Source organism: Clostridium sp. D53t1_180928_C8 (genome assembly GCF_015667795.1).
Taxonomy (GTDB): domain Bacteria; phylum Bacillota; class Clostridia; order Clostridiales; family Clostridiaceae; genus Clostridium.
Genome location: NZ_JADPEL010000034.1, coordinates 1 through 20,523, shown reverse-complemented (window position 1 = coordinate 20,523; position 20,523 = coordinate 1). Strand labels below are relative to the sequence as shown.

General features: G+C 28.7%; 21 protein-coding genes. All 21 read left to right on the top strand.

The window, feature by feature from the left end:
- The first annotated feature begins 58 nt into the window (after positions 1-58).
- Positions 59-1,066 carry an endolytic transglycosylase MltG gene (mltG, locus tag I4V51_RS15470; protein ID WP_195989336.1) on the top strand — a complete coding sequence of 336 codons (1,008 nt, stop codon included), beginning with the start codon at positions 59-61 and terminating at the stop codon, positions 1,064-1,066.
- Between the two features lie 18 nt (positions 1,067-1,084).
- The gene (locus I4V51_RS15465) at positions 1,085-1,729 is read left to right on the top strand and encodes an O-methyltransferase (RefSeq protein ID WP_195989335.1); all 645 of its coding nucleotides are present in this window, start codon (positions 1,085-1,087) and stop codon (positions 1,727-1,729) included.
- Between the two features lie 4 nt (positions 1,730-1,733).
- Positions 1,734-2,978 (top strand): U32 family peptidase, encoded by a 1,245-nt coding sequence (locus I4V51_RS15460; protein ID WP_195989334.1) that lies wholly within the window; start codon positions 1,734-1,736, stop codon positions 2,976-2,978.
- A 21-nt stretch (positions 2,979-2,999) separates the two neighbouring features.
- Positions 3,000-3,617: a uridine kinase gene (gene udk / locus I4V51_RS15455; RefSeq protein ID WP_195989333.1), complete on the top strand. Its 618-nt coding sequence runs from the start codon at positions 3,000-3,002 to the stop codon at positions 3,615-3,617.
- Between the two features lie 53 nt (positions 3,618-3,670).
- Positions 3,671-5,287 carry a penicillin-binding transpeptidase domain-containing protein gene (locus I4V51_RS15450; protein ID WP_243281525.1) on the top strand — a complete coding sequence of 539 codons (1,617 nt, stop codon included), beginning with the start codon at positions 3,671-3,673 and terminating at the stop codon, positions 5,285-5,287.
- A 346-nt stretch (positions 5,288-5,633) separates the two neighbouring features.
- Positions 5,634-6,329 carry an RNA polymerase sporulation sigma factor SigK gene (sigK, locus tag I4V51_RS15445; RefSeq protein WP_195989332.1) on the top strand — a complete coding sequence of 232 codons (696 nt, stop codon included), beginning with the start codon at positions 5,634-5,636 and terminating at the stop codon, positions 6,327-6,329.
- Between the two features lie 105 nt (positions 6,330-6,434).
- A complete protein-coding gene (locus tag I4V51_RS15440; RefSeq protein ID WP_195989331.1) occupies positions 6,435-7,490 on the top strand; it encodes a type IV pilus twitching motility protein PilT in 1,056 nt (351 codons plus the stop codon).
- Positions 7,491-7,894: 404 nt separating this feature from the next.
- Positions 7,895-9,010 carry a cell division protein FtsZ gene (gene ftsZ, locus I4V51_RS15435; RefSeq protein ID WP_195989330.1) on the top strand — a complete coding sequence of 372 codons (1,116 nt, stop codon included), beginning with the start codon at positions 7,895-7,897 and terminating at the stop codon, positions 9,008-9,010.
- Between the two features lie 250 nt (positions 9,011-9,260).
- Complete coding sequence (locus tag I4V51_RS15430) at positions 9,261-10,064, top strand: sigma-E processing peptidase SpoIIGA (RefSeq protein WP_195989329.1); 804 nt, start codon at positions 9,261-9,263, stop codon at positions 10,062-10,064.
- A 14-nt stretch (positions 10,065-10,078) separates the two neighbouring features.
- Positions 10,079-10,786, top strand: a complete 708-nt coding sequence (gene sigE, locus I4V51_RS15425; protein WP_195989328.1) for an RNA polymerase sporulation sigma factor SigE — start codon at positions 10,079-10,081, stop codon at positions 10,784-10,786.
- 81 nt (positions 10,787-10,867) lie between these two features.
- Complete coding sequence (sigG, locus tag I4V51_RS15420; protein ID WP_195989327.1) at positions 10,868-11,641, top strand: RNA polymerase sporulation sigma factor SigG; 774 nt, start codon at positions 10,868-10,870, stop codon at positions 11,639-11,641.
- A 148-nt stretch (positions 11,642-11,789) separates the two neighbouring features.
- The gene (locus tag I4V51_RS15415) at positions 11,790-12,068 is read left to right on the top strand and encodes a YlmC/YmxH family sporulation protein (RefSeq protein ID WP_195989326.1); all 279 of its coding nucleotides are present in this window, start codon (positions 11,790-11,792) and stop codon (positions 12,066-12,068) included.
- 60 nt (positions 12,069-12,128) lie between these two features.
- Entirely contained in the window at positions 12,129-12,590 is a 462-nt protein-coding gene (gene nrdR / locus I4V51_RS15410; protein ID WP_195989350.1) for a transcriptional regulator NrdR, read from the top strand.
- Positions 12,591-12,742: 152 nt separating this feature from the next.
- On the top strand, positions 12,743-13,480 hold the full coding sequence (gene pgeF / locus I4V51_RS15405) for a peptidoglycan editing factor PgeF (RefSeq protein WP_195989325.1): 738 nt from the start codon (positions 12,743-12,745) through the stop codon (positions 13,478-13,480).
- Positions 13,481-13,498: 18 nt separating this feature from the next.
- Complete coding sequence (locus I4V51_RS15400) at positions 13,499-14,194, top strand: response regulator transcription factor (protein ID WP_195989324.1); 696 nt, start codon at positions 13,499-13,501, stop codon at positions 14,192-14,194.
- A 6-nt stretch (positions 14,195-14,200) separates the two neighbouring features.
- Positions 14,201-15,877, top strand: coding sequence for a HAMP domain-containing sensor histidine kinase (locus tag I4V51_RS15395; RefSeq protein WP_195989323.1), 1,677 nt, complete (start codon positions 14,201-14,203; stop codon positions 15,875-15,877).
- 248 nt (positions 15,878-16,125) lie between these two features.
- Complete coding sequence (locus I4V51_RS15390; protein ID WP_195989322.1) at positions 16,126-16,983, top strand: phosphate ABC transporter substrate-binding protein; 858 nt, start codon at positions 16,126-16,128, stop codon at positions 16,981-16,983.
- Between the two features lie 89 nt (positions 16,984-17,072).
- A complete protein-coding gene (gene pstC / locus I4V51_RS15385; protein ID WP_195989321.1) occupies positions 17,073-17,966 on the top strand; it encodes a phosphate ABC transporter permease subunit PstC in 894 nt (297 codons plus the stop codon).
- Between the two features lie 2 nt (positions 17,967-17,968).
- Positions 17,969-18,793, top strand: a complete 825-nt coding sequence (gene pstA, locus I4V51_RS15380; RefSeq protein WP_195989320.1) for a phosphate ABC transporter permease PstA — start codon at positions 17,969-17,971, stop codon at positions 18,791-18,793.
- Between the two features lie 91 nt (positions 18,794-18,884).
- A complete protein-coding gene (pstB, locus tag I4V51_RS15375) occupies positions 18,885-19,649 on the top strand; it encodes a phosphate ABC transporter ATP-binding protein PstB (RefSeq protein WP_195989319.1) in 765 nt (254 codons plus the stop codon).
- A gap of 28 nt (positions 19,650-19,677) precedes the next feature.
- Entirely contained in the window at positions 19,678-20,334 is a 657-nt protein-coding gene (gene phoU / locus I4V51_RS15370) for a phosphate signaling complex protein PhoU (RefSeq protein ID WP_195989318.1), read from the top strand.
- The last annotated feature ends 189 nt before the right edge of the window (positions 20,335-20,523 follow it).

Below are 20,523 nucleotides of genomic sequence, written 5' to 3'. Positions count from 1 at the left end.
ATTATAATAGTGAATAGCTAAAAATTTAGCTATTCACTTTTAAATACAGGGGGTATTTATGAAAAAAAGAGCTAAAAATACCGGCAGAGCTTTAATTATTCTATTATTAATTGTTGTAATAGCCATAGCTTCTATATTTATATCAACAATTAGAAAACCACTTAAAATTTCGCAATCAGAAGTCGTTAATGTTGAAGAAGGCGATAGTTTTTATAGTATTATAAATAGACTTTCTAATGAAAAAAAGATTAAAAGTCCATTTATAATAAAAATATATGCTAAATTAACAAGACTAGATTTAGAAGTAGTTCCAGGAAGTCATACATTAGATGAAACTATGTCATTAAATGATGTAGCTAAGACTTTAAAGGATACCAACAATGCAAATACAATAACCTTAACTATTCCAGAGGGGTTTAATGTGGAAGATATAGCCGCTAGAGTAGAGGAAAATGGAATTTGTACAAAGGATGAATTTTTAAGTGCAATAAAAAGTTATCCATTACCAGCTTATGTAAGCGATAATTCGGATAAAAGATATAATCTAGAAGGTTTTTTATTTCCAGATACATATAATTTCGAAATTGGAGTTAAACCAGAATACATAATAGAAACAATGATAAAGAGATTTGAAGAAGTATGGGCCGAAGTAACAGAAGGTATGGATATTAAGCAGGAAGACATTGAAAAGGTTATTAATGTAGCATCTATTATTGAAAAAGAAGCAAGAGTAGATGAAGATAGACCTTTAATAGCTTCTGTAATTTATAATAGATTAAAGCAAGGAATGCCATTGCAAATTGATGCAACGGTTATTTATGCACATGGATATTATATAGAGAATGTAAGAAACAGACATTTAGCAATTGAATCAAAGTATAATACTTATTTGCATAAAGGATTACCAGTAGGACCAATATGTAACCCAGGGGAGCCATCTATAAAGGCAGCGTTACATCCATCGGATACAAATTATTTGTTTTATCTGTTAGCATCAGATAACGAACATTATTTTACTGACAATTATGATGATTTTTTAAAGAAAAAAGAAGAGTTAGGATATTAACATATACGGAGGTTTAGTATGAGTGGGATTACCTACGATTATATGGAAGAATATATAAGAGGATTAATACCAGAAAGCGAAGGGCGTTTAAATGAGTTAGAAGTGTTTGCTAAAGAAAATGGTGTGCCTATAGCTCAAAAGGAAACAATTAAGTTCCTAGAATTTATGGTAAGTATGAAAAAGCCATTAAGAATATTAGAACTTGGTACTGCAATAGGTTATTCTGCAATTATTATGCATGATGCAGCAGGAACAAATCCTCATATAACTACCATAGAGCGAAGTGAAGAAATGATAAAGTATGCAAAAGAAAATATAAAATCTTTTGGACTTGAAGATAAGATAGTGATTGAAGAAGGTGACTGTCTTGAAGTGTTAGAAAAATTACAAGAGCCATATGATTTAATTTTTATGGATGCAGGTAAGGGACACTATAATCACTTTTTACCACATTGCCTAAGACTTTTAAAAGATGATGGTATAATAATTGCTGATAATGTTTTATTTAGAGGCATGGTTGCAAGTGATGAATTAGTTAAAAGAAGAAAGATAACAATAGTTAAGAGAATGAGAACTTATCTAGAGCTAGTATCAGAAGATAAGAGTTTAATAACATCAGTAATTCCTATGGGAGATGGAATTGCTATAACAAAAAGGAGGTAGTCAAATGAGAAAGCCTGAAATATTAGCGCCAGCTGGTAATTTAGAAAAGCTAAAAATAGCTATAGATTTTGGAGCAGATGCTGTATATATAGGTGGAGGTAAATTAAATCTTAGAGCCTTTTCAAATAATTTTTCAAACGAAGAAATGATTGAAGGAATTAAGTATTGCCATGATAGAGGTAGAAAAATTTATGTTACATTAAATGTTTTTGCAAGAAATCATGACTTACCTTCAGCAGGTGAATATATTAAAGGACTTTATGATATAGGTGTAGATGCTGTTATAGTAGCAGATCCATCATTAATTGCTATATGTAAAGAAGTTGCACCAGAATTAGAAATACATTTAAGTACACAAGCAAATACTGTTAACTGGATGGCAACTAAATTCTGGTATGATTTAGGAGTTAAGAGAATAGTATTAGCTAGAGAATTAACTTTTAAAGAAATAAATGAAGTAACTGAAAATATTCCAAAGGGTTGTGATATTGAAGCGTTTATTCATGGTTCAATGTGTGTTGCATATTCAGGAAGATGTTTAATATCAAACTACATGATAAAAAGAGATGCAAATAAAGGTATCTGCGGAAATGTATGCAGATATAAATATTATTTAGTTGAAGAAACTAGACCAGGTGAATATTATCCTGTTATAGAAGATGATGACGGAACATATATAATGAATTCAAAAGATTTATGTATGATTAATTACATACCAGAGCTTGTTAAGAGTGGTATTTACTCTTTCAAGATTGAAGGAAGAATGAAAAGTGAATTCTATGTAGCTTCAGTTGTTAAAGCATATAGAGAAGCATTAGATAGTTACTGGGAAAACCCAAGTAACTATAAGTTTAAGGATGAATGGATGGATATGCTTAGAAAGGTAAGTCATAGACCATATCATACAGGTTTCTATTTAGGTATAAATGGAGAACAAAACTATGATGATGCAGGATATGTTAGAGATTACGAAATTGTTGGTATGGTAAAATCTTATGATCCTGAAACTAAAACTGCAACAGTACTTCAAAAGAATAGAGTATTTGAAGGGGAAGAGGTTGAAGTTTTAAGAGCTGATGTACCATACTTTAAGGTTAAGCTTGAAGAAATGTATGATTTAGATAAAGACAAAAAGACAGACGTTGCAAATAGAGCACACATGATGTTTACTGTTAAAGTTAACACACCATTAAAGGTGAATGATATGCTTGTAAAAGCTAATAATGTCATTAATATAAATAATAACTAATACTACTAAGGAGGAACGGTAATGTCAAAACCAATTTTAATAGGAATTACTGGGGGAACAGGATCTGGTAAAAGTACAATAGCAGATGCCTTATATTCTAATTTTTCAAAAGATTGTATTGCAATGATACAACAAGATATGTATTACAAAGATCAAAGTCATTTATCAATGGAAGAAAGAGTTAAAACTAACTACGATCATCCAATGGCATTTGATAATGATTTATTAGTAGAACATTTAAAGAAATTAATAAATGGAGAGTCTATAGAAAAACCTAGTTATGACTTTACTGTACACAATAGATCTAAAGAAACTACAATTGTAGAATCAAGAGATATTGTTTTAGTAGAAGGTATTTTAATACTTGAAGATGAAAGAATAAGAGATCTTTTAGATATAAAAGTTTATGTAGATACTGATGCTGATATAAGAATTTTAAGAAGATTAGTTAGAGATATAAATGAAAGAGGAAGAACAGTTGAATCAGTTGTAGATCAATATTTAAATATTGTTAGACCAATGCATCTTCAATTTACCGAGCCGTCAAAAAAATATGCAGATATAATTATACCAGAAGGTGGACATAATTATGTTGCTATAGATTTATTAATGGCAAAAATTAGAGATATACTTAAGTAGTTTGAATAAAACACCTCATTTTAGTCTAGAATTTAGCTAAAGGAGGTGTTTTTTTGTATAGATATAAGATTGATAATAAAAAATCACTAATTGTATGTATTGGATTTTTTAGCATTTTTATTGCTTTAACTATAAGATTATATATATTAATGATGTCTCCAACAACTTCTGTTCAAGGGGAACTTGAAAATCATCAAGTTGAATATACTAGTGATAGTAATTATAAGTTGTTTGATGCAAATGGAAAGAGCCTTATAAATTATAAAAGTAAGTATGTTATGGTATTAGACACTAAGCCTTTTAAATTAAATAATTATGAAGAAACATTAGAAGATTTATTAGCTTTAAACTTTATAATGAAATCAGAAGATGAAGATTTTAATTTTACTGATATTATGAATCAAAGCGGGAAACTATATTATACCATTACAGAAGAGACATATGAAAAGTTAAATAAGTTAAATGATATAAAGGGAATTTATACTTATGTATATGATCAGTTGGATTTAAAAGAAAGATGGAATGTAGAGAATATGATTGCATCTATAGATAAGAATAATGTAGAAGAAGGTTCGTTTGAAAGTAGTATTTTAGATATAATTTCAGAGAATAAAAGACCTACAATAGGTTTCCATTTAGATGAAAAATCTATATATAGAAGTAATGAAACTAATTATGGGGAAAATAATAAAAACATAAGATTAACTATCGATGAAGAGTGGTCAGATAAAATAAGAAATGTTTTAAAGAGTGATGATTATAGCAATCTAGATAATGTAGGTGTAGTTCTTTTAGAAGCAAAAACAGGAAAGATAAAGTCTATGGTACAAAAGGATGAATCAGAAGCAAATATTAATTTAGGTATAGGTCAATTGGGGCTTGAGCCAGGTTCTATATTTAAAGTTATAACAGAGGCAATAGCATTAAATGAGGGTTTAGTTAATGTTAACAATTCTTTTAGCTGTAACGGTAATATTTGTAGTAATGGTGGAAAATCTTATAGTCATGGAACTTTAACTTTAAGTGAGGCTCTAGATGTTTCTTGTAATGATATATTTGCTAAAGTTGGTGAGTTAATAGGCTATGAAAATATGTTAAAATATACTACTAATTTAGGAATGTATAATAAAGTATTAGGGTTATCTGGAGAAAATAGAGAAGAAGCTATAGGGGTAATGGCTAAACAAAGTGATGGAATTAGTAATTTTGCAATAGGACAATGTATTACAGTAACACCACTTCAAATTGCAGGAGCTATAAATGCAGTAATAAATGATGGGGTATATATTAAGCCATCACTTGTAGAAGCAATTGTGGATGAAGATAATAATGTTATAGAAAATGTTCAAAATGAAGAAAATAGAATATTTAGTTCAACTACATCAAAATTAGTAAAAAATAATATGCACGATGTTATATGGCAAGGAACAGGTTCAGCGGCTAAAATAGAAGGGATAACTCAAGGTGGAAAGACTGGTACAGCAACAGGTGAGGGTGGTGCTACAACTCATGGCTGGTTTGCAGGGTATTTCGAATTAAATGGAAAATTATATACGTTAGTTATTTCAGTGCCTAATATAAAGGGCTTAGACAAAAATGGTAAGGAATTAGGTGGAGGAAATACAGCTGCCCCTATTTATAGAGAAATTGTCAAAGCATTAATGCAATAATGATTATCTAAACAATTGAAAAATATTACGAAGAAAAATAAAAGTTAAGGGTCTTACGGACAATTAAGAGTGTTAATGTAGATTATTATTTACATGATCAATTATTGATTAAAATCCAAAATTAAAATTGTGGAAGTTTAAGTTACATCTTAGATATTTAGGAGATGAGGTTTATTTTTAAAACTAGATAAGTGCTGTCAAAAAACTTAATTGGCCGAATATCCTTAACTATAAATTGCTTTGCAATTAAGCTAAAAAGTTTGTCAAGAAAATTAATTTAAATTCTTTACGCAATATTTTAAAAAACCATCATATTATATAATAAGCACTACTAGGAGGAAGCTTAGTGATAGTTATTAGTAATATTTTGGAGTTATTATGTACTAATGTATTTCTAGCTGGATATATTTCAGGTAGCAATACATTTCCACAGCCTTTAGATGAAAAAGAAGAGCAGAAGTACTTGGAACTGTTAAAAGCTGGTGACAAAAATGCTAAAGGTGTTTTAATAGAAAGAAACCTTAGATTGGTTGCGCATATTGTGAAAAAATATCAAATACCTAACAAGGATATAGATGAGCTTATATCAATTGGTACAGTGGGATTAATTAAGGCTATTGATTCATTTGATGCATCAAAAGGTACAAGATTAGCTACATATGCATCTAGATGCATTGAAAATGAAATTTTAATGTTATTTAGAAGTAGTAAAAAGCAAAAGGGAGAAACTTTTCTTCATGATCCAATTGGAGTCGATAAAGAAGGTAATGAAATAAGTCTAATTGATGTATTAAGTAGCGATAAAGATTCAGTTATTGACAAAGTTGAAACAAACATACAAATTAAAGCTTTGTACTCTAAAATAAATACTTCTTTAAATGAGAGAGAAGGAGAAATTATTAAAATGAGGTATGGGCTAATAGATGGAAAGTGCAAGACTCAAAGAGAAATTGCAAGTTTACTTGGAATATCAAGATCTTATGTATCTCGGATAGAAAAAAAGGCACTAAAGAAACTTAAGAAAGAGTTAACATTTAAATAACCAATAATTAATAAAATTTTAAAAAAAAGTTGAAAAAAATTACCGATTTTACTAAAATAATATTATATAGATACTTAGAGATGAGTTATAAAAGGGAGAGTAAAAATGTATTTATTAAAAGAACTATTAAGTAAAACCATAGAAATGAACGCTTCGGATTTGCACTTAACAGTGGGGTTACCACCAACTATAAGACGTAATGGAAAGCTTATTCAGCTAGGCGTTGATAAGTTATTACCCCAAGATATGAATGAGTTTTCTAAGGAAATATTAGGAGCGAAATATGATGAATATTTAGCTATTGGAGAGTTTGATACATCTTACTCTGCTCAAGGTATAGGGAGATTTAGAGTTAATATTTTTAAGCAAAGAAACAGTGATGCTATTGCAATAAGAGTTATTGCACTTAAAATACCTACTTTAGATGAGTTAAAGCATCCAGCAGTACTTAAAGATATAGTTGAAAAAAATAGAGGTCTTGTATTAGTAACGGGACCAACAGGAAGCGGAAAAAGTACAACTTTAGCTGCAATGATAAATGAAATTAACAATACTAGACAAGCTCATATAATAACATTAGAAGATCCTATTGAATATTTACACAAGCATAATATGTGTATAATAAATCAAAGAGAAATTGGAAAAGATAGTAGAAGCTATGAAAGTGCATTAAAAGCGATTTTGAGAGAAGATCCAGATGTTATTTTAGTTGGTGAAATGAGAGATTTAGAAACAATTTCTATAGCTCTTACAGCAGCAGAAACTGGACATTTAGTTTTTTCAACATTACACACCATTGGTGCAGCAAAGACTATTGATAGAATAATAGACGTATTTCCACCACATCAACAACAACAAATTAAGATTCAATTAGCATCTGTATTACAAGCTGTTGTATCTCAACAATTATTGCCTAATATAAGTGGAGATGGAAGAGTATCGGCTCTTGAAGTCATGATTACAACTCCTGGAATTCAAAATCTTATAAGAGAAGGAAAAACACATCAAATTGAATCTGCAGTTCAGACAGGTAATAGATATGGAATGAAAACTATGGATATGGCAATTTCTGAATTGTATAAAAAGGGTGTCATTTCAATGGAAACAGCAATGACATATGCAGTGGATAGAGAAACCTTAAAAAGAATGATGATTTTATAATAAAAAAAGAGCGTAAAATTTTTACGCTCTTTTATATTATAAAATTTTAAAAATATGTTAAAAAATAGAGGGATTTTTAAAAATACGTTGAATTATATTTATGATAGGATTAAAATATAATATTGTCTTGATAAAAGTATTATATTTTATTAAACTAAGATTAAATTTAAACTAACTAGGACAAATTGGAAAATTTAGATACTTATTTTTTACAAAAGTAAAGGAAACATTACAAAATTCTTCAACAATTAGCAATTTACTATTGTTAACATATATTTAATGATGTAAAATTGAATTACGAAATAATTTTTAATTTTATAGTAGAGTTATAAGTTGAATTAGTGAAGTTAATTTTATGAAAGTATTTAAATTACTAATAGAGAGAGTTTTAAGGAGGAGTTATTTTGTTAGATTTTGAATTAGATATGCAAGAATTAACGAATATAAAAGTAATAGGCTGTGGTGGCGGCGGTGGTAATGCCGTTAACAGAATGATAATTGAAGGATTAAAGAATGTTGAGTTTATAGTTGTAAACACAGATAAACAAGCATTATTACTTTCACAAGCAAACACTAAGATTCAAATAGGTGAAAAGCTTACTAAAGGTCTTGGGGCTGGAGCTAATCCTGAGATTGGGAAAAAGGCTGCAGAAGAAAGTAGAGAAGAAATAGCAGAAGCAATAAAAGGTGCTAATATGGTATTTATTACTGCTGGTATGGGTGGTGGAACAGGTACAGGTGCTGCTCCAGTAGTTGCTGAAATTGCTAAATCTATGAATATCCTAACAGTAGGTGTAGTTACTAAACCTTTCCCATTTGAAGGAAAGAGAAGAATGAGACATGCTGAAATGGGATTAGAAAATTTAAAGCAACATGTTGATACATTAGTTATAATTCCAAATGAAAAACTTTTAGCTATGGCAGATAAGAAAACTACGTTATTAGATTCTTTCAAATTAGCTGATGGAGTTTTAAGACAAGGTGTACAAGCGATATCAGACCTTATTACAATTCCTGGGGTAGTTAATGCTGACTTTGCAGATATTGAAACAGTAATGAAAGATAAGGGACTAGCTCACATGGGAGTAGGTTATGGAAAGGGAGATAATAAAGCACAAGATGCAGTTAGACAAGCAATATCATCTCCATTATTAGAAACTTCTATAGATGGTGCAACAGGAGTTATAATTAACTTTACTGGTGGTGTAGATTTAGGAGCTATTGAAGTTTATGAAGCGGCTGAAATTGTTAGAGAAGCAGCGGATGTAGATGCGAATATTATATTTGGAGCAGTTATTGATGAAAGTCTAAATGATGAGATTAGATTAACTGTAATTGCAACAGGATTTGAAGAAGATAACGGTACAATTGTATCAAGTGCTAGTGAACCTAGAGTTGAACCAAAACCAGTTGAAACAGTTAAAAAGGAAGAAGAGCATGTAGCACCTCATACTGACCCATTATTAGATTTAGATAGAGAAAGTGTAAATATTCCGAGCTTCTTAAGATCAAGAAAATAGTTAATATTTAATTAGTATAAATAGATAGAAAGTGCAAGTCATTTTCTATCTATTTTTTTATATATAAAAATATATGTTATTTGCATAAAAAGACATAAAGAAAGAAATAAAAAGTTTATTAAAATTTATAAGGGAAAAACACGGGGAAAATGTAAAAAAACTTGGTTTAAAAATTAGTTTAAACTCCTTCAATGTGACAAAAAAAAAATTAATATAACGGTATAATTTATATATTAAGGGGGGTGAGTACATGGAAATTTATATTGATATATATATATTGGAGAATATAATAATTAATTTATTTTTATTATTACTTACTTTTAGATTGTTAAGATTTGATTATAAGAAAAGAAATGTATATTTAGCGGCTTTACTAGGAGCTATATATGGGTTAGTTATTTTTTGTAATGTAAAGATTCTTAGTTCTATAGGAGTAAAAATATTAGTTCCAGCAATTATGATATATATTTCTATGGAAAAAAGAAGTTTCAAAGTTGTTTTGAAATCACTTGTAGTATTTTTTATGTTAGCTTTTATGCTAAGTGGAATATGTTTTGGAACAGTACAAATGCAAAATACATATTTAATTGGACAAGAGTTTATTATTAAAAATAATTCAGCTAAATTTATAGTTTTATCTGTAGCAGTTATTTTTATAGTTATAACTCGAGTTGCAGATTTACTTAAAGATAGAGCGCTAGTGAAAAACTTTTTATATGATATATATATTACAGAAGGAACAAGAACAGTACTAGTAAAAGGGTTTTTAGACACAGGAAATGAATTGAGGGAACCTGTAACTAATTTACCTTGTATAATAGTTGAAAACACTTATTTTAATCAATTTAAAATAGCTGATGATAAAAAGTTTACTATAAAATATGACACTATAAATGAAATAGGTGAGATAAAGGGATTTAAAGGTCATAATGTAATAATTAGAAATAAAGAAGAAAATACGTGGACAAAGGTAGAAGCTATAATATGTGGGTGTGAAAGAAAATTAAGTAAGGAAGATGAGTTTCAAGCTTTATTATCAAGAGGTATAGTTTAGGAGGGTAATGAGAAATGGAGAAGTTAATTTTATTTATTAATAAATTTTTATCAAGGTTTAATATTTTTAGAAAAAGAGTAGATTATATTGGAGGAAATGATGCACTACCTCCACCATTAAAAAAGGATGAAGAAGAAGAGTTAGTTGATAAATTAAGGGCAGGTGGAGAAGAGGTTAGAAATACACTTATAGAAAGAAATTTAAGGCTTGTTGTATATATAGCTAGAAAGTTTGAAAATACAGGTGTTGGATTTGAGGATTTAATATCTGTTGGAACTATAGGATTAATTAAAGCTGTAAATACTTTTAATCCAGAAAAGAAAATTAAATTAGCTACTTATGCATCAAGATGTATTGAAAACGAAATATTAATGTATTTAAGAAGGAATAGTAAAGTAAAAGCAGAAGTGTCATTTTATGAACCATTAAATATAGATTGGGATGGAAATGAGTTATTATTATCAGATATTTTAGGTACAGAAAATGATACTGTATATAACTTAATTGAAGATGAAGTTGACAAGCAACTATTATTTTTAGCTTTAAGAAATTTAAATGAAAGAGAGAAGGAAATTGTTAGGTTAAGATTTGGGCTTTCAGGACATAGCGAAAAGACTCAGAAGGAAGTCGCTGACATTCTTGGCATATCTCAATCTTATATTTCTAGATTAGAAAAGAAAATAATAAGTAGATTAAAAAAAGAAATAAATAAAATGATTTAGGTTGTCTTTAGTATAAAAGAATACTCTAACGGAAATAATTTTAAATGCAGTATGTTATTACTTCTGAAGGAGTGATTAACTTTGATCATTAACAAAGTTGAGATTTGTGGAGTAAATACTTCAAAATTACCAGTACTAAAGGAAAAAGAAAAAAGAGAACTTTTATTAAAGATGAGAAGTGGAGATACACAAGCGAGGGAAACCTTTATTAAAGGAAATTTAAGGTTAGTTTTAAGTGTTATTCAAAGATTTAATAATAGGGGTGAAAATGTAGATGACTTATTTCAAGTAGGTTGTATTGGATTGATGAAATCCATAGATAATTTTGATTTAGGTCAAAATGTTAAGTTTTCTACATATGCTGTACCTATGATAATAGGAGAGATAAGAAGATATTTAAGAGATAATAACTCGATTAGAGTAAGTAGATCATTAAGAGATGTTGCATATAAGGCATTACTCGTTCGTGATAAACTTATTAAAGACAATAATAAAGAACCTACAGTTTCTCAAATTGCTAAAGAATTAAATATACCAAGAGAAGAAGTTGTTTTTGCTTTAGATGCAATTCAAGATCCGGTTTCATTGTTTGAGCCAATATATCATGATGGTGGTGATGCTATTTATGTAATGGATCAAATTAGTGATTCTAAAAATAGTGATGATAGTTGGTTAGAAAATATATCTATAAAAGAAGCTATGAAAAAATTAAATGATAGAGAAAAATTAATTTTAACATTAAGATTTTTTAATGGCAGAACACAAATGGAAGTAGCAGATGAAATTGGCATATCTCAAGCGCAAGTTTCTAGATTGGAAAAAACAGCATTAAAGCATATGAGAAAGTATGTATAGGACCCTATGGGTCCTTTTTTTTCGCTAAAAAACAATAGGCTTTCGGGATTAAATTTATTTTAATAAAATAAGTTATAGCATCATATATATAATTATGGTAAATAAGCAAAAGTTAAAATTTAAATATATTTAAGGGGTGGGGATATTTATGGAAGATGATTTAATTTTATATTCAGTAAATGCTATAAGAAGTATGGAAGTCGTTGATGTATCAACAGGAAGTAAATTGGGATATGTTAGGGATTATAAGGTTGATTTATCCAGAAATAAAGTAGTTTCAATATTTTTACCAGCTGCTTCTAAGGGGTGGTTTTCTAAAGAAGATGATATAGAAATACCATGGGAAAAGGTTGTTAAGGTTGGAGTAGATGTGTTGATTGTGGATGCATCTGGAATACAATTAAACATAGATGAAAATAAAATATAGAATAAACATAAAAAAAATTGTATAATACAAATATAACTATAGGAGAAAGGCGTGGTTTGTTTGAAGTGTCCTTTTTGTTTTTTTGATGAAAGTAAAGTTGTAGATTCAAGATCTACAGATGATAATACAACGATTAGAAGAAGAAGAGAGTGTACTAGCTGCGGAAGAAGGTATACTACATATGAGAAGATTGAGGATATTCCAATTTTAGTAGTAAAAAGAGATTTAACAAGAGAAAATTTTAACAGAGAAAAAATTGTAAATGGTCTTATTATAGCTTGTCAGAAGAGACCTATTTCTAGAAAGCAGATTGAAGAATTAGCAGAAGATATTGAAAAGAGTATATCTAATAATATGCTTACTGAAATTGAATCAAGTGTAATTGGCGAAATGGTTATGGAGAGATTAAAGGCTATAGATGAGGTTTCATATGTAAGATTTGCATCTGTATATAGAGAGTTTAAGGATATTAATACTTTTTTAGATGAAATTAAAGGATTAATGACCAATAAAAATAATTAGGCTACCTAAAATGGTAGTCTTTTTTTTATGCTATAATTATTTTATATTTAAAATATAGTTAAAGTTAAAATCATGTTAAAAAACATACATAGTAAATGGTAAAAATATATATTAAATGGTAAAATACATTTAGGAAATTTTAGAGGTGAATTATGAAAAAATTAAATGTTAATGATTTTAAGGAGTTTAAGGATTTTTGGATATTAGAAGGTAAAAAGATTAATATTGTATTTTCCAATGCAAAAATGGACAGAAGCTTTAACAGGCATACAGATGATGGGGTTAATAATTTATTATCACTTAAGAATGATTTTGGAGTTGAGGAGGTTCAGTATATAAGACAAATACATAGTGATAAGGTTTGTGTTTACAGCAAGGGAGAAAAAGATTTTATGAAAAATGAAGGAGATGCAATAATTACTAATGAAAAATCAGTAATTATTGGAGCATTTACTGCTGATTGTGTTCCTATAATACTTGTTGATGAAAGCAATTCTACTATAGCTGCTATACATAGCGGATGGAAGGGAACCTTTAATGATATAAGTAAAAATGCAGTAGAGAAAATGATTAAGGAGTTTAATTGTGATGTAAATAATATTAAAGCATATATAGGACCTCATATTAGACAATGCTGCTATGAAGTTTCAGAGGAATTAAAAGAGAAATTCATTGGAAAATTTAATGTACCAGGTGAAAAACTTTTTAATGGCAGAAATTTAAGTATGGAGCTATGTATTGAAGAAGATTTGAAGTCTATTGGTATAGATGATGATAATATTTATTCTTTCAATTTATGTACTCATTGTGAAAAAGAAAATAAATTATTTTCTTATAGAGCAAGTAATGGAACATATGGAAGGTTATTTTCATTTTCATATATTAAATAAATTATTGGGGTGATAGGAATGGCAAATGAAAAAATATTAGTAGTAGATGATGAAGAACATATATCAGAACTTATAAGTTATAATTTAAGTAGTAATGGGTATAAAGTAATTACGGCAAATAATGGGATTGATGCTGTTAAAATTGCAATTGAAGAAAAGCCAAGCTTAATTTTATTAGATTTAATGATACCGGGAAAAGATGGATATGATGTCTGTAAGGAAGTTAGGAGTAATAATGAAATTAGAAATACTCCAATAATAATGCTTACTGCAAAGAGTGAAGAACTAGATAAAATATTAGGATTAGAATTAGGTGCAGATGATTATATAACAAAACCTTTTTCTGTAAGAGAATTACTTGCAAGAGTAAAAGCAGTATTAAGAAGATTTTCTATTGTAGAGCCTGAAAGCAATATTTTAGTTTTTGGAGACTTAACTGCTGATTTTGATAAAAGAGAAATACTAGTCAAGGATAAAAAATTAGATCTAACACTTAAGGAGTTTGAGCTCCTTGAAATTTTAATTAGAAATAAGGGGAAGATTTTAACGAGAGATACTTTATTAGATAAAATATGGGGATATGAATATATTGGAGAAACGAGAACAGTGGATGTTCATATAAGATATTTAAGAAAGAAAATAGAAGCAGATGATAAAAATCCTAAACTTATTGAAACTATAAGAGGAGTTGGGTATAGATTTAACCCTAATTAATATTTTATGAAAAAAAGAATTATAACGTCAGTAGTAATTACAGTTATTTTTGCATTGATTATTGTAACTAGTTCATTTATTGCATTAGTAAATATAAATACTATAGATGATGCTAAAGAAACTCTATCAATATACAATGTATGTTTTTCAAAAGAGGATTATAGGAATGAAGATTTATCTATTTATAAGTTTAAAGGGAATTCAGTTAGATTTACTGTAGTAAATAAGAATGGAGATGTACTCTTTGATAATGAAACAAATAATTTAGAGAATCACAATGATAGACAAGAAATTATAGATGCATTTAAAAATGGGACAGGAACTAGTGTTAGATTTAGTAAAACTTTATCAATGAATATGGTTTATTATGCAACTAAGATAAATGATAATATGGTTGTTAGAAGTTCTGTACCTGTTAGTAATATAAAAGTATTTACTTCAGGAACTTTAAAATATTATGTTGCTATTGTTATAGTAGTATTTTTATTATCATTGGCATTAGCAATAAAGTTAGTAAAGATAATTGTATATCCTATTAAAGAGTTAGAGAAGGTAACAGCTAAGATTGCAAATGGTGATTTGAATAAAAGAGCTATTATTTGTAATTATGATGAAATAGGATTATTAGCACAAACATTTAATAATATGGCAGATCAGCTTGAAACTAAAATTAAAGATTCGTTAGATAAACAAAACAAGCTTGAAGCCATACTTGAAAGTATGGAGAGTGGTGTAATTGCATTAGATAATAGTGAAAAGATTATATTAAGTAATCCATATGCTAATAAATTATTTGATTTACAGGGAGAGGTTATAGGAAAGAAGATATCATCTTGTATTATTGATTATGATCTTATTAATTTTATAAGAGAATTACCGGATATAGATTCAAGAGAAATAAAATTATTTCATCCTATAGAAAGAGAAATAAGAGTAAAAAAAGCTCCTATTATAAGTGGAACTAAAAATCAAATGGGAATAGTAATAACAGTTCAAGATATTACAGATATTAAAAGACTTGAGAATATGAGAAGTGAATTTGTTGCAAATGTTTCTCATGAACTTAAAACACCTTTAACATCAATTAAAGGATTTTCAGAAACTTTAAGATACGTTGATGATTCAGAAACAAAAAATAAGTTCTTAAATATTATTGATAAAGAGGCAGAGAGGCTAACTAATTTAATAAATGATATTTTGATACTTTCAAATATTGAAAACCTTCATAAGATGGAAAATAGTAATTTTAGTCCTAAAGAAGTTATAGAAAACATTATTGATATAGTTAGAAAACAAGCAGAGAAAAGTTTCATTAAAATTGATTTTATAAATGATTTTAATGGTGAAATTGTTGGAAGTAAAGATAAATTCCATCAGTTAGCATTAAATTTAATAGAAAATGCTATTAAATATTCTAAGGAAAATGGGCATGTTAAAATTATTATAACTACTAATGATGGATACTTTATTTTGAAGGTAGTTGATGACGGTATAGGAATTCCTAAAAATGATATACCGAGAATATTTGAAAGATTTTATAGGGTTGATAAATCAAGGTCTACAAGAGGAACAGGTCTAGGACTTGCAATTGTAAAACATATTGTTAAATTGTTTAATGGAGATATAATAGTTAACTCTAAGGTAGGTGTTGGAAGTACATTTACTGTAAAGATTAAAAGATAAATAAAAAGTTTAATAATAAAATATGAGAAAATTGTAAATAAATAAGGTAAGAATAGTTAATATTCTTACCTTATTTATTTTTACAATAGTATTTCCAATATGACAAAAAATATTATTATTTAACCTTCTCTTAACATTTATCTAACTTTATTTAACAGTTAAGTAATATTACTTTAACTTTAGAGGAATAATATTATTGGTGTAAGGTATATGAATAAAAATTCATTTATGAAAGTGGAGGAATAAAAATGAGAAGTAAAAAATTGAAGTTAATGGTAGGAGCATTATTAGTAACTATGGTAGGTGCAACATTTGTAGGTTGTGGATCAAACGGCTCAGAAGGAGAAGATAATAATACAGCTTCTAACAAAGATGCAGTAACAATCTCAATATCAGGTTCAACTTCAGTAGGTCCATTAATGGAAAAAATTCAAGAAAAATATGAAGAAGAAAATAGTAATGTAACTTTAGAAATACAACAAAATGGTTCAGGAGCAGGAATAAAAGATGTTATTTCTGGAATTTCAGAAATTGGAATGTCTTCGAGAGAATTAAAAGATGAAGAAAAATCTCAAGTTGAAGGAACAACTATAGCATATGATGGAATTGCTTTATTAGTAAATCCTGAAAACAAAGTTAAAAACATATCTTTAGAAGATGTTAAGAAAGTATATACTGGAGAAATTACAAACTGGAAGGATTTAGGTGGAGACGATTCGCCAATAGTAGTAATTTCAAGAGAAGAAGGTTCAGGTACAAGAGATGCATTCCAAGAAATCGTTGGTTACGAATCAGAAGAATTAACAAAGGATGCTACAATTTCAGATGGTAGTGGAGCTGTTAAAACTACAGTTGCAGGAAATAAAAATGCAATTGGATTTGCTTCTTTTGAATATATAGATAGTACTGTAGCAGCTTTAAGCGTTAATAATGTAGAACCAACAGCTGATAAGGTTAAAGCAGGTGAATATAAAATTTCAAGACCATTCTTATTAGTAACTAAAGAAGGTGCTTTAACAGAAAATGGTCAAAAGTTAATAAACTTCGTTTTAAGTGATGAAGGTCAAAAAATAGTAGAAGAAAACAAATTAATAACTTTAGAGTAAATTCAAGTTAATTGTAAAAATGCCTCCGGTATTGAGGCGTTTTTACTTATGAATAAATCAAAGTTTTTATTACCATTAGGAGGACTAAAATGGTAGGGGAAAATAAGAAGAATAAAAATAAATATATTATAGACAAAGTTACAAGAAGTATATTTTTAATATGCGCACTTATTGCAGTAATAAGTTTAGTGTTAATAATAGGATTTGTATTTTATAAAGGTTTAAGACCGTTCTTTGCAGAAGGAAAATCATTTACACAATTTATTTTTGGAACCCAGTGGTATCCAACATCAGAAAATCAGAAGTATGGAATATTACCAATGATAATAGCATCTATTTATGGTACGATAGGAGCTTTAATAATAGGAGTACCAGTAGGGCTATTAACAGCAATATTTATTGCAGAAGTAGCTCCAAAAGGATTATCTAAAATTATAATTCCGGCAGTTGAGCTTTTAGCTGGAATACCATCTGTATTATACGGATTATTTGGTTTGGCAGTAATTGTTCCATGGATACAAAACACCTTCAATTTACCACAAGGACAAAGTTTATTAGCAGTAATTATTGTATTGGCAGTTATGATGCTTCCAACAATTATTTCAGTTTCTACTACTGCAATAAAGGCTGTTCCAAAAAGCTATAAGGAAGGATCTCTTGCCCTTGGAGCTTCACATATAGAAACAACATTTAAGGTTGTAGTACCTGCAGCAAAGTCAGGGATACTTGCAGCAATAGTGTTAGGATGCGGTAGAGCAATTGGTGAAACAATGGCTATAATCCTAGTTGGAGGTAATTCAGTTCAAATACCTACATCTATTTTTGATAAGGTAAGACCTCTTACAAGTAATATTGCTTTAGAAATGGGATATGCAACTCAATCACATCAAGAATTGCTATTTGCAACTGGTGTTGTATTATTTGCATTTATCTTAATATTAAACTTAGTTATTTCAAAACTTTCTAATAAGGAAGGTAAATAAAAATGAGGAAATTTAAAGAAAATATCTTAAAGATATTATTATATTTATCAGCATTAGTAACTGTTGGAATTTTAGTATTTATAATTGGATTTATATTTATAAAAGGATATAAATTAATAAATTTAAACTATTTATTTGGAGAATATAAACCATCAGGCGGTGGAGGAATAAAACCGTTTATTATTTCTACATTATATACAGTAGGATTATCATTGCTTATAGCAACACCAATAGGGGTGCTTTCAGCTGTTTATTTACAAGAGTATGCAAAGCAAGGAAGGCTTGTTAGAATAATTAGATATTCAACAGAAGCACTAGCAGGAATACCATCAATAGTTTATGGGTTATTTGGGGCTGCGTTTTTCGTAAGTGCATTAAAGTTTGGGTATTCACTTTTAGCAGGATCATTAACTCTTTCAATAATTATTTTACCAGTAATTATTAGAACAACAGAAGAGTCCTTAAAAGTAGTTCCCCCATCATATAGAGAAGCATCACTTGGACTTGGCGCAACAAGATTCCAGACTTTATATAAAGTAATACTTCCAAGTGCTATACCAGGTATACTTTCAGGTGTAATACTTTCTATGGGGCGTGTAATTGGAGAGTCAGCAGCATTATTCTTAACAGCAGGTACAGTATATAAAATTCCTGCAAGTATAATGTCAAGTGGTAGAACTTTAACTGTTCATGCATTCCTTGAGACTAAAGAAAAAGGTGATATTGCATCTGCAGCAGCTGCTGGAATAGTTTTAATTGTAATGATTCTAATTTTAAACTTATTAGCAAAGTTTATCAGTAAGAAATTTAATAAGGCTAATTATTAAAAATAAGTGTTATGAAATATTAGATGTGTATTTTAATTAAAAGAGTACATTATAGTTATTAAAGAAAATCATAAGATTTTGAGGTGTAGATATGTCAAATATAATAAAGCCAGAAATTCAAGTTAGAAACTTAGAATTATTTTATGGCGATAATAAAGCGTTGAAAAATATTAACTTAGATATAGAATCGAAAAAAGTTACAGCATTAATAGGACCTTCTGGATGTGGGAAGTCTACATTTTTAAGAACTCTAAATAGAATGAACGATTTAATTGAAGGCGTTAAAATAAATGGTGAAATTTTAATAGATGGTAAAGATATATATAAGGAATATGATGAAATAGATTTAAGAAAAAAGGTTGGGATGGTATTCCAAAAACCTAATCCATTCCCTATGTCAATTTATGACAATATAGCTTATGGACCAAGAATACATGGAGTAAGGGATAAAAAGACTTTAGATGAAATTGTTGAAAAGAGTTTAAGAGGAGCAGCACTTTTTGATGAAGTTAAGGATAGGTTGAAAAAATCTGCATTGGGTCTTTCGGGAGGGCAACAACAAAGGTTATGTATAGCTAGAACAATAGCTGTTTCTCCAGAAATAATATTAATGGATGAACCTACATCAGCACTTGATCCAATTTCAACTAATAAAATGGAAGAGCTTATGGACCAATTAAAGAAACAATATACAGTTGTAATTGTTACTCATAATATGCAACAAGCAGGAAGAATTGCTGATAAAACTGCATTCTTCTTATCAGGAGAAGTAATTGAATATGGTAAGACTGAAGATATATTCTATAGACCAAAGGATAAGAGAACAGAGGACTATATAACAGGAAGATTTGGATAAAATTTAATTTGTAATAGGGAGTGAGAGTATGACAAGAAATCTTTTAGATAAGAGAATGAAGTTATTAATATCAGAGCTTGCTGAAATGGGAAGTTTAGTTGAAAAGCAAATATATAATAGTATAGAGGCTTTTAGAAATAAAGATATGGAACTTGCAACTCAAGTTATGGAAAATGATGATAAGGTCGATGAGTTAAATAGAAAAATTGAAGAACAATGTTTAAAGTTAATGGCTATGGAATCACCAGTTGCAACAGATTTAAGAAAGATATTTACAACATCTAAGATAGTTACAGACTTAGAAAGAATGGCTGATTATGCAGTTGATATTTGCAAAATAGCAAAAAGAGTTGAAGGCGATATTTTAGGTAAAGAGTGTGAACCAATTTGGCAAATGGTAGATATCTTAAGAAAAATGATTAAAAAATCTATTGAAGCATTTGTTGCTGGAGATGTTGATGCTGCATATGAAATATGTAAGATGGATGATGAAGTTGATATATTATATCGCGGATTATTTAGTGATATGCTAAAGAAAATGGTAAAAGATGAAACTATCATAAATAAGGGAGCACAAATATTATTTGCATCTAAATATCTTGAAAGGGTTGGGGATCACGTAACAAATATTTGTGAGTGGATAATTTTTTCTGCAAAAGGTGATTATGTAGACTTAAATGAGTAATAATAAAGAATATGGGGTAACCTATATTCTTTTTTTATTGTATTTAGAATACCACAGGTTCGACCTGTGGTTCCGGAAAGCTTCTAGCGGTGAGTAGAAATAAAAAAACCTCCGTTGTAAAATTATAGTAGGTTTGCCGACCACAACTATAATACAAGGAGGTATCCAATATGGATAATAGTAGTTTAG

Excerpts from the sequence above, each read along its gene's own strand:
- mltG (WP_195989336.1), top strand. The coding sequence starts at position 59 with ATGAAAAAAAGAGCTAAAAATACCGGCAGAGCTTTAATTATTCTATTA.
- udk (WP_195989333.1), top strand. The coding sequence starts at position 3,000 with ATGTCAAAACCAATTTTAATAGGAATTACTGGGGGAACAGGATCTGGT.
- pgeF (WP_195989325.1), top strand. The coding sequence starts at position 12,743 with ATGAAAAAATTAAATGTTAATGATTTTAAGGAGTTTAAGGATTTTTGG.
- pstC (WP_195989321.1), top strand. The coding sequence starts at position 17,073 with ATGGTAGGGGAAAATAAGAAGAATAAAAATAAATATATTATAGACAAA.
- phoU (WP_195989318.1), top strand. The coding sequence starts at position 19,678 with ATGACAAGAAATCTTTTAGATAAGAGAATGAAGTTATTAATATCAGAG.
- I4V51_RS15415 (WP_195989326.1), top strand. The coding sequence starts at position 11,790 with ATGGAAGATGATTTAATTTTATATTCAGTAAATGCTATAAGAAGTATG.
- pstA (WP_195989320.1), top strand. The coding sequence starts at position 17,969 with ATGAGGAAATTTAAAGAAAATATCTTAAAGATATTATTATATTTATCA.
- I4V51_RS15390 (WP_195989322.1), top strand. The coding sequence starts at position 16,126 with ATGAGAAGTAAAAAATTGAAGTTAATGGTAGGAGCATTATTAGTAACT.
- I4V51_RS15460 (WP_195989334.1), top strand. The coding sequence starts at position 1,734 with ATGAGAAAGCCTGAAATATTAGCGCCAGCTGGTAATTTAGAAAAGCTA.
- I4V51_RS15395 (WP_195989323.1), top strand. The coding sequence starts at position 14,201 with ATGAAAAAAAGAATTATAACGTCAGTAGTAATTACAGTTATTTTTGCA.
- pstB (WP_195989319.1), top strand. The coding sequence starts at position 18,885 with ATGTCAAATATAATAAAGCCAGAAATTCAAGTTAGAAACTTAGAATTA.
- I4V51_RS15440 (WP_195989331.1), top strand. The coding sequence starts at position 6,435 with ATGTATTTATTAAAAGAACTATTAAGTAAAACCATAGAAATGAACGCT.
- sigE (WP_195989328.1), top strand. The coding sequence starts at position 10,079 with ATGGAGAAGTTAATTTTATTTATTAATAAATTTTTATCAAGGTTTAAT.
- I4V51_RS15465 (WP_195989335.1), top strand. The coding sequence starts at position 1,085 with ATGAGTGGGATTACCTACGATTATATGGAAGAATATATAAGAGGATTA.
- I4V51_RS15400 (WP_195989324.1), top strand. The coding sequence starts at position 13,499 with ATGGCAAATGAAAAAATATTAGTAGTAGATGATGAAGAACATATATCA.
- I4V51_RS15430 (WP_195989329.1), top strand. The coding sequence starts at position 9,261 with ATGGAAATTTATATTGATATATATATATTGGAGAATATAATAATTAAT.